12 protein-coding genes are annotated in these 12,504 nt (G+C 63.9%); all 12 read left to right on the plus strand.

What is annotated here, in order from left to right:
* Positions 1–2: 2 nt before the first annotated feature.
* Genes JFN93_RS16590 through JFN93_RS16645 form a run of 12 tightly spaced genes read left to right on the plus strand, consistent with a single transcriptional unit; the run spans position 3 to position 12,305 of the window.
* Positions 3–1,724 carry a GspE/PulE family protein gene (locus tag JFN93_RS16590; protein WP_199385236.1) on the plus strand — a complete coding sequence of 574 codons (1,722 nt, stop codon included), beginning with the start codon at positions 3–5 and terminating at the stop codon, positions 1,722–1,724.
* Between the two features lie 3 nt (positions 1,725–1,727).
* Positions 1,728–2,648, plus strand: a complete 921-nt coding sequence (gene pilM / locus JFN93_RS16595; protein WP_328754184.1) for a type IV pilus biogenesis protein PilM — start codon at positions 1,728–1,730, stop codon at positions 2,646–2,648.
* The gene (locus JFN93_RS16600; RefSeq protein ID WP_199385237.1) at positions 2,645–3,178 is read left to right on the plus strand and encodes a PilN domain-containing protein; all 534 of its coding nucleotides are present in this window, start codon (positions 2,645–2,647) and stop codon (positions 3,176–3,178) included. The genes pilM and JFN93_RS16600 overlap by 4 nt, the downstream gene beginning before the upstream one ends.
* Complete coding sequence (pilO, locus tag JFN93_RS16605) at positions 3,175–3,726, plus strand: type 4a pilus biogenesis protein PilO (RefSeq protein ID WP_199385238.1); 552 nt, start codon at positions 3,175–3,177, stop codon at positions 3,724–3,726. The genes JFN93_RS16600 and pilO overlap by 4 nt, the downstream gene beginning before the upstream one ends.
* A complete protein-coding gene (locus JFN93_RS16610; RefSeq protein ID WP_199385239.1) occupies positions 3,723–4,379 on the plus strand; it encodes a type II secretion system protein PulP in 657 nt (218 codons plus the stop codon). Before pilO ends, JFN93_RS16610 begins: the two co-directional genes overlap by 4 nt.
* Positions 4,380–4,390: 11 nt before the next feature.
* Entirely contained in the window at positions 4,391–7,159 is a 2,769-nt protein-coding gene (locus JFN93_RS16615) for a secretin N-terminal domain-containing protein (protein ID WP_199385240.1), read from the plus strand.
* Between the two features lie 22 nt (positions 7,160–7,181).
* Positions 7,182–7,682, plus strand: a complete 501-nt coding sequence (locus JFN93_RS16620) for a type II secretion system protein (protein WP_199385241.1) — start codon at positions 7,182–7,184, stop codon at positions 7,680–7,682.
* A complete protein-coding gene (locus JFN93_RS16625) occupies positions 7,683–8,081 on the plus strand; it encodes a type IV pilin protein (RefSeq protein ID WP_328754188.1) in 399 nt (132 codons plus the stop codon).
* Between the two features lie 33 nt (positions 8,082–8,114).
* A complete protein-coding gene (gene ftsE / locus JFN93_RS16630; protein WP_199385242.1) occupies positions 8,115–8,786 on the plus strand; it encodes a cell division ATP-binding protein FtsE in 672 nt (223 codons plus the stop codon).
* Complete coding sequence (gene ftsX, locus JFN93_RS16635; RefSeq protein ID WP_199385243.1) at positions 8,773–9,723, plus strand: permease-like cell division protein FtsX; 951 nt, start codon at positions 8,773–8,775, stop codon at positions 9,721–9,723. Before ftsE ends, ftsX begins: the two co-directional genes overlap by 14 nt.
* Positions 9,724–9,733: 10 nt before the next feature.
* The gene (locus JFN93_RS16640; protein ID WP_328754196.1) at positions 9,734–10,942 is read left to right on the plus strand and encodes a murein hydrolase activator EnvC family protein; all 1,209 of its coding nucleotides are present in this window, start codon (positions 9,734–9,736) and stop codon (positions 10,940–10,942) included.
* Between the two features lie 37 nt (positions 10,943–10,979).
* Positions 10,980–12,305: a S41 family peptidase gene (locus tag JFN93_RS16645; RefSeq protein WP_199385245.1), complete on the plus strand. Its 1,326-nt coding sequence runs from the start codon at positions 10,980–10,982 to the stop codon at positions 12,303–12,305.
* The last annotated feature ends 199 nt before the right edge of the window (positions 12,306–12,504 follow it).

Consider the following 12,504-nt stretch of genomic DNA (forward strand, 5'->3'; position numbering starts at 1 on the left):
AGATGCTGAACAACTTCCACAGAAGACGGCTCGGCGAGATCCTGCTGGCGAACGGTTCGCTTACCCGCGACCAGCTCGATTACGCGCTCGACAAGCACCGCACCACGCGGGAGCGTTTCGGCACCATCTGCGTCGCCGACGGGCTGATCTCCGACCTCGCCCTGGCCCAGACCCTCGCCGAGCAGTACGGCCTCGAATTCGTCGACCTCAAGGGGTTCCGCCCCCCCGAGGAGGTCTTCAACGCCATCCCCCCCGACGCCGCCTTCCGCTACCATTTCGTGCCGCTGGAACTCAAGGGTGAGACCCTGGTGGTGGCGGTTTCCGACCCCTCCGACGTGCTGCAGCTCGACGAGATGGCGATCCTTTTGGAGCGCCCCCTGGAATTCAAGGTGGCCGCCGCCTCCGAGATCGAATTCCTTCTGAAGCGCGGGGAGGGGACCAGCCGCGTCCTCAAGGAGGTCTCCGAGGACTTCATGCTCCAGCTGGTCACCGAGACCGAGAAGGGGGAGGAGGTCCTCTCCGTCGAGAACGTCTCGGCCGACACCAGCCCGATCATCAAGCTGGTCAACTCGACCATCCTGGACGCCCTGGCCCGGCGCACCAGCGACATCCACATCGAGACCACCCAGGAAGGGGTGATCATCAAGTACCGTATTGACGGCGTCCTCTACAAGGCGACCGACACCATCGACGGTCACTTCCAGGGGCCGATCATCTCCCGCCTCAAGGTCATGAGCGAACTCGACATCTCGGAGCGCCGCATCCCGCAGGACGGCCGCTTCAAGATCCGCTTCTCCGGCAAGTCGATCGACTTTCGCGTCTCGATCATGCCGAGCGCCTTCGGCGAGGACGCGGTCATCCGTATTCTCGACAAGGAGAGCATCGCCTCCGACCTCAAGGGCCTCACCCTGGACACCCTCGGCATGGCGCTGCACGAGGTGAAACGCTTCCGCAAGATGATCCGCGAGCCGTACGGCATGGTGCTCGTCACCGGTCCGACCGGCTCCGGCAAGACCACCACCCTCTACGGCGCGCTCTCCGAGATCCACACCGGCGAGGAGAAGATCATCACCATCGAGGACCCGGTCGAGTACGTTTTGAACGGGATCACCCAGATCCCGGTCAACGAGAAGAAGGGACTCACCTTCGCCCGGGGGTTGCGCTCCGTCTTGCGTCACGACCCGGACAAGATCATGGTCGGCGAGATCCGCGACTCGGAGACGGCGCAGATCGCGGTGCAGTCGGCGCTCACCGGGCACTTGGTCTTCACCACGGTCCACGCGAACAACGTCTTCGACGTGATCGGGCGTTTCACCCACATGGGGATCGACCCGTACAACTTCGTCGCCTGCCTGAACTGCGTGATGGCGCAGCGCCTGGTGCGCAAGATCTGCCCGTCCTGCAAGCGTCCGACCACCATATCCGACGAGGCGCTCATCGAAAGCGCCATCGACCCGCAACGGGCCCGCGGCGTCACCCTGTACGAGGCGGTCGGGTGCGAGGAGTGCAACGGGACCGGCTACCGCGGCCGTTCCGCCATCGTGGAGCTCCTCGACTTAAACGACGAGATCCGCGAGCTGATCATTTCCAAGGCCCCCATCGCCCAGCTGAAGAACGCGGCGCGCGAGGCGGGCACCCTCTTTCTCCGGGAGTCGGCGGTCGCCAAGGTCCTGAACGGCGAAACCACCCTCCGGGAGATCAACCGTGTCACCTTCGTGGAGTAGGGCGTGAGCATCTTTGCCAGGAAAGGAGTGGGGGCCGAAATCGCCCCGGGGGGGGTTACCCTCGCGCTTTTGGGCGGGTCGGCCAAGGCCCCGCGGCTGGAGGGGTTCGAGCAGGTCGTGCTCCCGGCCGAGGTCCTGCGCGTTTCCCGCCGGGAGCCCAACGTCCTGGAGACCCGGCGCTTCGTCAGCGCGATCAACGAGGCGCGGCTCAAGCTCCCCTCCGACGAGAAGGGGATCTCGCTCTCCATCCCGGACGCCTGCGGCCGGGTGATGCTCCTCGACCTCGAGGCCCGCTTCAAAAACCGGGAGGAGGGGGCGGAGCTGATCCGCTGGAAGCTGAAAAAAAGCCTCCCCTACGACATCGCCGGCGTCCAGCTGGACTACCAGACCCTTGCCGAGCGGGAAAACGGCGCCCTGACCGTGCTGGTCTCGATGGTGGCCCGCGAGGTGGTGACGCAGTACGAGGATCTTTTCGCCGAGGCCGGAATCGAGGCGCGGCGCATCGATTTCACCTCCTTCAGTCTCTACCGCCTCTTCGCCAACCGGCTCGATCTGGCGGAAAACGGCGCCCTGGTGAGTTACTACGGCGGGGCCCTCAACATTTTCATCTTCTACGGCGGGATCCTCTCGTTCTACCGGAGCAAGGCACTCCCCGGCGACGGGCAGGCCCTTTTCCGTGAGATCAACAGCTCGCTTCTGGTATACAACGACCGCAACCCCGGTCAGGTCATCTCGGAGATCTTCTGCCTGGCCGACGCCGCCGACGCCGAGGTCTTCCGTGCCGTCGTCGCCGAGGCGAGCGGCATCGAGCCGGTGCTGCTCGACCCGGAACGGGTGGTCGCCCGTCCCAACCTCAAGGTTTCCCGGGAGACCTTCCATGCCCTCACCGGGAGTATCGGGGCGGCCCTGAGGAGTCTGCGATGAAACTGCGGATCAACCTCGCCACCCGGCGCTATATCGACCACCGCATGGTCAACGGCATCCTGGGCGGCGCGTTTTTAGTATGTCTGCTGCTGCTTGCCTTCCAGCTCAACCGGACCGCCTATCTGGCCGGCGAGGTGCGGCGGGCGCGGGGCGAGGCGGCGGCGCTTGCCAAAACCGGCAAGGTCGAGGTGGTCAACGAGAGCCAGTACCGGGTGGTGAAGGCCCGGATCGCCTTTGCCAACACGGTCCTGGAGCGCAAAGGGCTCAATTGGCTGGGCCTGCTCGACGCCCTGGAGGCGACCGTCCCGGAAGGGGTCGCGCTGAACCGGATCGAGCCGAACCCGCACGACAACCTGATCAAGATCGGCGGGGCGGCACGCAACTTCACCAACCTGCGCCAGCTCATGGAAAACATGGAACACTCCCCGTACTTCTCCGAGGTCTACATCCTGAGCCAGAGCGAGGCGAAGGTGGGGCTGACACAGCAGGGGATTCTTTTCGGGCTCTCCACACGGGTGAACTTGCGATGAACTACGAGATGCTCCGAGATATCGCACGGGCCAAGCGCGGCGCGCTCCTTTTGCTCGGCCTGATCCTGTTCGGCTCCCTGGCCGCCTGGGGATACGGCGCCTTCGTCGCCGAGCCGGCCCTGGATCGGGCTCAAAACGAGTTGGCGGCGGCCCGACGAAACGCCTCCGGCGCGGCCGCCGGCACTCCTGCCGCGCGCTACCGCGCCGCCGAGGCCGACCTGAAGCTGTTTAGGGAACGGGTTTTGGACAAGAAGTCCTTCCCCGCTTTCCTGTCCCGGCTCTTCGAGGATGCCCAGCGCAACGCCCTCTCCCTGAAGCAGGTCAGCTATAAACCGACGGTGGTCAAGGACCAGGGTCTCTTGAGCTACGATATCGGTTTCACCGTGAGCGGCCACTACGGTTCGGTCAAAAGCTTCATCGCCGACCTGACCCGTACCCCGGAGATGGTGACCCTGGATTCGGTCTCGCTGATGAACCCGAGCCCGACCGAGGAACGGATCGACCTCAGGGTCCAGATCACCGCCTACCTGAAGACGGAGGGAGCATGAACCGGAAGAAGCTCCTGCTCGCCGTTTTGGTACTCTGTTTCTTCGGCGCGGTCGTCTCGGCCGTGCTGCGCGCCCCGCACCAGGAAAAGGTGACCCAGCTCAAGTACCGTCCCGGGGTGCCGGTGCCGGTGCGCAAGTCCGCCCCGACCAAGGGAACTGCCGCCCCGGCGGGCCCGGCGCGGGACCAGGGGGGGCTCGACATGGCCCTGATGGACCGGCAGCTCCCCGCCTACAGCGGGTTTCGCAGGAACATCTTCAGCCCGATCTTCCGGGAGGAGGTGAAGCTCCCTCCGGTCAAGGCGCTGCCGCTGCCGCCCCGGCCGCTGCCGCTGCCGCCCCCCCCGAAACAGCCGCCGCTGGTCGCGGCCGGACCTCCGGCTCCCCCTCCACCGCCGGAGGACAAGGATTTCGAGGAGCTTTCCCGGTTCACCTTCCTCGGTTTCTTGAACAAGGAAGGGAGCAAGACGATCTTTCTTTCCAACGGGAAGGAGATCTTTCTGGCGAAGAAGGGCTCGACGGTGGCCGGTAAATTCACCGTGGTCGCACTTACCGACGATGCCCTGACCCTGGGCACCCGCAGCAGCGGGAAGGAAGTGGTCATTCCGTTGATGGAAAACCGGGCGCTGATCCCGCAGCGCTCCGGGAGACGCTAAGGAGTAACGCCATGCACCACCTACGCACCCTCATCATCCCGCTCATGACGCTGCTCCTTTTGTCCGGCTGTACCGGAGGGCGGAGCGCCTTTTCCAAGGCGGAGAAACTGGAGCGCGACGGGAATCTGGATGCCGCCCTGGTGAAGTACGCCGAGGTGGCCGCGGCCAATCCCGACGTCGGGGAGTACCGGGTCCGTTACCTCCGGGTCACCGAGGCGGCGGCGCGTGCCCACTACAAGAAGGGCGAGGCGTTCTACGCGGCCAAGAACTACTCCGATGCGTTGCGCGAGTACCAAAGCGCCTATGCCATCGACCCGACCCAGACCCAGGCGAAGCAGCAGGCCGATGCGGTGCAGCGGATGATCAACGCCCGCACCTACTACCAGCAGGGTGAAGACTTCGAGAAAAACCGCAAGCCGCGCGAGGCGCTGGACGCCTACCGCCAGGCGCTCGAGTTCCAGCCCGACTTCCCCGAGGCGAAAGCCGGCGTGGACCGGATCGTCAAGACCCGCCACCCGAAACTGGACGGCTTCGAGCTCAACCTCAAGTCCACCAAGCCGATCACCCTCAAGTTCAAGGACGCGAAGCTCAAGGAGATTTTCAACATCCTCTCCCAGCTCTCCGGGATCAACTTCATCTTCGACGACGCGGTGAAGGACGTGAACATCTCCCTGTTTCTGGAGAACGCGACCTTCCAGCAGGCGATGGAGATCATCACCGGGATGAACAAGCTCGGCCGCAAGGTCTTGAACGAGAGCACCATCATCCTGTACCCCAGGACCCCCGAGAAGGCCAAGCAGTACGAAGAGCTCTTCCTGCAGACCTTCTACCTGAACAAGCTCGACGCGAAGAAGGCGGTCAACCTGATCCGGACCATGCTCCAGGTCAAGAAGATCTACGTGAACGAGGAGATGAACGCCCTGGTCATCCGGGACACCCCGGAAGTGATCGAGGTGGCGCGCAAGATCCTCGAGGCCAATGACGTCCCCGACGCCGAGGTGCTCCTCGACGTGGAGGTGTTCGAGCTTTCCAAAAGCGACGCGGAAAACTTCGGGGTTGCCCTGTCGCGCTACGCCACCTCCCTCGGGGTCACCCCCCCCGGTTCGGGCGGCACCAACCCGTTCTTTGCCGACACCCTGAGCCAGACCACGACCACCACCACCGGCACCACGACCACGACCAGTGCGGCCGGGCCGTCCAACCTGCTGCATCTGTTCAACTACCGCAACTTCAACGGGTACCTCACCGTCCCCACCGCGACCTTCAACTTCGGGAAGACCGTCTCCAACGCCGAGACCCTCTCCAATCCGAAGATCCGCGTGAAGAACCGGGAGAAGGCGAAGTTCAACGTCGGCACCAGGGTCCCGATCACCACCACGTCGTCGCCGACCGGCGGCGGGGTGACCGTCAACGTCCAGTACGTCGACGTCGGGGTCAAGGTGAACGCGGAGCCGACCATCCAGCTCAACAACGACGTCTCGATCAAGCTCGGCCTCGAGGTGAGCTCGATCCTGCAGCGGGACACCGTCGGTACCGACCAGGCGACCACGGTCGTCACCATCGGCACCAGGAACCTCGACACGGTCCTGTCGCTCAAAGACGGCGAGACCAGCATCATCGGCGGCCTGATCGAGCGCGATAAGAGCGACAGCAAGAACAAAGTCTCCTTCCTGGGGGACATCCCGGTAATCGGAGCGCTCTTTACCAACACCAACGACACCGCAACGAAGAAGGAGCTCATGCTCGCCATCACCCCCCGCATCGTGCGGGCGGTCACCGTCCCGGAAGGGGAGGTGGCGGCCTTCTGGTCCGGGCGCGAGGATGATCCTTCCACCAACAAGCCGTACGCCTCCTTCAGCCAGGATGCGGACCTGAATGCCGCCCCGGCGGCGACCGGGACCGGCGTGCCGCAGACCGCCGTTCCGGGCACCTCGCGCAGCCGGCGCCACGAGGCCGACGCGCTGACCCTGGCCCCGGGCGTCACCACCCCGGCCAAGGCGACCACCGTGCTGCCGACCCCGGTGACACCGGCGGCGACCGCTCCCGCCACCCCGGCCGGTGCCCCGCTGACCGCCGCACCCGTTCCCCAGCCGGTTCAGCCGGCGCCGCAGCCGGTGCTGCCCGCCGCGCAGGCGGCCCCGGCGGCCAACGCGGCCGCGGTCCCCGTGCCTGCGCCGCCGACCCCGGCCGGTGCCATGGCCCCGGCGGCCCCGGTTCCCGCTGTACAGCAAAGCGCCAAGGCGGCCGCCCCCGCCGTGGCAACCCCGGTCCCGACCCCGGTGCCGCAGGCGCAGGCGAAGCCCCAGCCTCAGCCCCAAGCCGGTGCCGCCAAGGCTGCGGCCAAGCCGGTCGCTGCACTCCCTGCCGCGACCGTGGCGCTTTCGGTCGATTTTCCCGCCTCGGTCAAAACCAACGAGCAGTTCGTGGTCAAGGTGACCCAAAGCGGTGCCAAGGACCTCAACGATGCCGCCTTTGCCCTTACCTACGACCCGGTACGTCTGGAACTGGTGACCCAGGTGGAAGGCACTTTCATGACGCAGGGGGGAGCAAAAACCACCTTCCAGGCGTTCCCGGACCGCAAGAAAGGCGAGCTCTGGATGGCCCTTTCCCGGGTCGACGCCGCCACCGGGGCCTCGGGGACCGGCACCCTTGCCGCCGTCACCTTCCGGGCCCTCACCCCCGGCGCGGCCCCCATCGGGGTCGCCAATCCGACTTTCAAAAGCCGCTCCGGGAGCAAGCTCGAGGTCGTACCCTACAACTCCGTTGTGGAGGTGAAGTAGCCCGCCTCGGGCGGGGAGTATCATGAAAAACATCCTCAAAAACAGGCGCGGACTGAGTCTCATCGAGCTCGTGGTCACCATGGTCATCCTGTCGATACTGGCCGCCATGGTGCTGCCCACCTCGCAGATTTCGGCCAAGCGTCAAAAGGAGATGGTGCTGCGGAGAAACCTCCGGGAAATCCGCACCGCCATCGACGAATACAAGAAAAGCTACGACAAGGCGATCGACGAGAAGAAGATCAACGTCGTCATCAACAAGTCCGGCTATCCCGAATCGCTCAAGAAACTGATCGAAGGGGACGACTTCGGCGGGCTGTACAACTACAAGAAGCGCTTTTTGCGCCGCATCCCGACCGACCCGTTCAATCCGGCCAAGCCGGATGAGAACGAGGACAAGCTCTGGCGCCTGCATTCCTACACTGATGATGCCGACAGCACGAGCTGGGGGGGAGAGGACGTCTACGACGTCTCCTCGTACAGCGACGGGACCGCCATCGACGGCACCAAATACAAGGACTGGTAAATGCTGAAGAGGCTACTGAAATCCAGGCGGGGCTTCACCCTGATCGAGCTGATGATCGTCATGACCATCATCGGCATCCTGGCGGCCATCGCTGCCCCGAGCTACCAGTGGGGGATCGTCCGGGCCAGGGAGACCGTGCTGCGCGAAGACCTCTATTCGCTGCGCACCACCATCGACCAGTTCTACGCCGACCAGGGGAAATTCCCCGATTCGCTGCAGGAGCTGGTGGACAAGAAGTACCTCAAAGCTATTCCCGCGGACCCGTTCACCAAGGACAAGGACTGGGTCGTCGCTCCGCCCCCCCCTGAGATGGGACCGGACGTAAAAGGATCGGTCTACGACGTCCACAGCAAATCCGAGCTCAAGGACTCCAACGGCACCGCCTACAACGAATACTGAGGCCTTCACACTAAAAACGAGGCAACCTTCTCGATGATTCAACTGCATCACGTTCATCTGTCCTATCCCGGCGAAAGCACTGCGCTTTCCGACGTCTCCCTCCGGATTTCCAAGGGGGACTTCGTTTTTTTGACCGGTCCTTCCGGCGCCGGCAAATCGACCCTCTTGAAGCTCCTCTACGCCGACCTGAAACCGACCCGGGGCCAGGTCCTCATCGACGGGCAGAACCTCGCCATGCTCTCCAAAAGCCAGATCCCGTACCTCAGGCGTTCCATCGGGGTGGTCTTCCAGGACTACAAGCTCCTGCCGACCCGCACCGTCCTGGAAAACGTGGCCATCACCCTGGAGGTCCTGGGGTGGGGGAAACGGGAGATCGGCCAAAAGGTCTACCAGGTGCTGAAGCGGATGGGGATCGCCGACAAGGTGAACGCCTACCCGCCCCGCCTCTCCGGTGGCGAGCAGCAGCGGGTGGCGCTTGCCCGCGCCCTGGTGAACGATCCCAAGATCCTCATCGCCGATGAGCCGACCGGCAACCTCGACGACGCCAACAAGGAAGAGATCCTCTCCATCTTCAAGGAGGCGAACGTCCGCGGCACCACCGTGGTGGTCGCCACCCATGACCGGCGGGTCATCGAGAACTCGCACCGCCGGGTGATCCGTCTGGAGAAGGGACACGTGGTGGAGGTCGTCGATGAACAAAAATAAGGCCAAGGGGGCGATCCGTCCCAAGCAGGCGCGCGAAGGTTTCTTCGGCAAGTTCGGCTACTTCTGGGCCCGCGCCCTCACCAACTTCAAGCAGAACCTCTTCGTTTCCATGGTCACCGTGGCGACCATCACCCTGGCGCTGCTTCTGACCTCCCTCTTTCTCCTGGTCTACGTGAACCTGCAGGGGATGGCTGAGGGGTGGAGCGAGAAGGTGCAGATCACCGCCTACTTCGACAAGGAGCCGACCCCGCTTGCCGCGGCCGCCCTGAGGACGCGGGTGGAGGCGATTCCCGGCACCAAGAAGGTCCGCTACGTGAGCCAGGAGGAAGCCGTGCAGCGCTTCCGCAAACGGCTCAAGGGTCAGGAGTCCCTTTTGGAGGGGATCACCGCCGACGTGCTCCCGTCCTCCTTCGAGATCACCCTGGACCGCGACCACCGCGACGGGGCCGAGCTGGACCGCTACGTGAAGGCGCTCAAGAAGGTCGCCGGGATCGGCGAGGTCCAGTACGGCGAGGAGTGGGTGAAGCGCTTCAACACCTTCATGAACTTCGTCCGGATCGTCGGTGCGGTGCTCGGTACCTTCCTCGCCCTGGCGGTCCTCTTCATCGTCTCCAACACCATCAAGCTCACCGTCTACGCCCGCAAGGAAGAGCTCGAGGTCTTGGGCCTGGTCGGGGCGACCCGCTTCTTCATGAAGGCCCCCTTTCTCATCGAGGGGGTGCTCCAGGGGGCGCTGGGCGCGGTCCTGTCCCTTGCCCTTCTGACCGGCTGCTACTATCTCTTCCTCAACAACGCCGGCAACTTTTTGAGCGTGAACCCCGCCGCCTACGGCATCTTGTTCCTGCCGCCGGCCTACCTCGCGGCGATCTTCGGTGGAGGCGTCTTTCTCGGCTTCTTCGGCAGCCTCGCGTCGCTGCGCCGTTTCATCACCATCTGACATGGTATTGATCCAGCGCATAACTGCCGTGGCACTCCTGGTGCTCCTTGCCCCCCTCCCGGCCCTGGCCGGGGCGAAGGAGGATCTGCAGGGGGTGAAAAAGGAGATCAACGAGAAGAACCGTCTCCTGACCAAGACCAAGAAGGTCGAGACCCAGGTCTCCGGCGAGATCGAGGTGATGGGGCGCTCGCTCAAGGAAAAGCAGGCCGCCCTGGCCTCGCTGGGGCGCGACCTCGCCTCGGTTGAGCAGGGGATCGGGCGCACCATGGGGGAGATCGACCGGGTGAGCCGGGAGGCGGAAAAAAAGCGCGCCCAGATCAACCGCCGCGTGGTCGCCGCCTACAAGGGAGGGGAGGTGGGGAACCTGCGCGCTTACTTCTCCTCCGAGTCGCTTCCCCAGATGTCGGAGAACCTCCGCTACATGCGGAGCGTGGTGGAAAACGACCGCAAGCTCTTCACCCAGTACCGCGCCGACCTCGACCAGCTCAAGGTGCTCAAGGCGAGCCTGGAAAAGGACGCCCAGAAAAAGGAAGGGATCCGGCGCAACATCGAGGCCAAGAAGCGGGAGATCGAGCAGGAGAAGAGCAAGAAGTCGACCTACCTGGTAAAGGTGCGCCAGGACAAGCAGCAGTACCAGGCGAGCATCAAGGAGCTCCAGGCCAACGCCCGCCGGCTGCAAACCATGGTGCAAAAGCTCGAAGCCCGGGCGCGCCGGGCGTCTGTTCCGAAAACCCCCAAAGGGAGGCTCGCCAAGCACACCCCGCAGCCCACGCGTCCGGGGCTGAACGAGCCCCCCACGGTGCAGGTTCCCGACCAGGGGCTCGGGGGGCAGAAGGGGAGACTCTCCCTTCCGGTTCGGGGCAATGTCGTCGACCGCTTCGGCAGGCATAAACATCCCACCTTCGAGTCCTTCACGGTGAGCAACGGCATATCCATTGCGGCGCCGGCCGGGGCCCCGATCCACGCCATCTACGACGGTGAGGTCATCTTTGCCAACTACTTCAAGGGGTACGGCAACATGGTGATCATCGACCATGGCGGCGGGTTCTTCAGCCTGTATGCCCACGCCGCCTCGATCGCCAAGCGGGTGGGTGCGAAGGTCGCCAAGAACGACGTCGTCGCCTCGGTGGGGGATCTTGATTCCAGTAAAGGACCAATTTTGTATTTTGAGATCCGCTACCAGGGGAAACCGGTTGACCCGTCCCCTTGGTTCAGGTAAGAATAGAGACTTCGGTAACACTCAACTGGGAGGCATAATGTTCAAGGGTAGGAAATTTGGCAAAAGAACCCTTATCGTCTGCACCGTTTCCCTTCTGGCGCTGCTCGTCGCTTTCGGCACCCAGCGGCGCTGCGTGGCAGGGGGGAACGACTACGAGTCCATCGAGCTCTTCACCGACGTTCTTTCCATCGTGAAGAAAAGCTATGTGGAAGAGGTGGACACCAAGAAGCTGATCTACGGCGCGATCAACGGGATGCTGACGTCCCTCGACCCGCACAGCTCCTTCATGCCCCCCGAGACGTATAAGGAGATGAAGATCGACACCAAGGGCGCCTTCGGCGGCCTCGGCATCGAGATCACCATCAAGGACGGCATCCTGACCGTCATCTCCCCGATCGAAGACACCCCGGCGTTCAAAGCGGGCATCAAGGCGGGGGACCAGATCCTCAAGATCGACGACAAGTACACCAAGGATCTGACCATCACCGACGCGGTGAAGCGGATGCGCGGTCCGAAGGGGTCCAAGGTCACCATCACCATCATGCGTGAGGGCTTCGAGAAGACCAAGGATTTCGTGCTCGAGCGCGACATTATCCAGGTCAAGAGCGTGAAGTCGAAGGTCCTGGACGACGGTTACGGCTACGTCCGGATCTCCCAGTTCCAGGAGAAGACCGACGACGACCTGGAGAAGGCGCTCAAGACCCTGGAGGCCAACGCCCCGCTGCGCGGCCTGGTGCTCGACCTGCGCAACGATCCCGGCGGGCTCCTCGACCAGGCGGTCCGCGTCTGCGAACACTGGATCCCGGAAGGGAAGCTGATCGTCTACACCGAAGGGCGCGAGAAGGACTCCAAGATGCGCTTCACCTCCCGCAAGGGGAACAAGGAAGGCGGCTACCCGATCGTGGTGCTGATCAACTCCGGTTCCGCGAGCGCCTCGGAGATCGTGGCCGGCTGCCTGCAGGACCACAAGCGTGCGGTGGTCATGGGGGTCCAGAGCTTCGGCAAAGGGAGCGTCCAGACCATCATCCCGCTCTCCGACAACTCCGGGCTCCGGCTCACCACCGCCAAGTACTACACCCCGAGCGGCCGTTCCATCCAGGCCAAAGGGATCACCCCGGACATCGTCGCCGAGCGCGTCGACATGACCCAGACCTCCGAGAAGAAGGACGGGATGCACATCCGTGAGAAGGATCTGGAGAACCATTTCGAGAACGACGGCAAGGATGCGGGCGACGAGAAGAAGCCTGCCAAGCCGGCACCGTACAAGATCGACGATGCCTTCAAGAACGACAGCCAGGTGCTGCGCGCTCTGGACCTGCTGAAAGGGTGGGACATCCTGAGAGCAACCGGCCGGGCTTCCTGAGCCATCAAACGAGTAGGTAACAAAAGGCGGAAGGAGCCATCTCCTTCCGCCTTTTTTGATCAGGGAACGAAAGCACGCCGCGGCGATCGCCCAGGCACGTAAAGGAAATCTCCTGCTCTATCTCAAACTCCGGCCCCTCTCCCCTGGCGAGGGCGCGCGCCCAAGCGCTGCCTGCGACGGACCGGGTGAGGGGGTAGGG

The sequence above is a fragment of the Geomesophilobacter sediminis genome, from assembly GCF_016458275.1.
GTDB classification, from domain to species: Bacteria; Desulfobacterota; Desulfuromonadia; order Geobacterales; family Geobacteraceae; genus Geomesophilobacter; species Geomesophilobacter sediminis.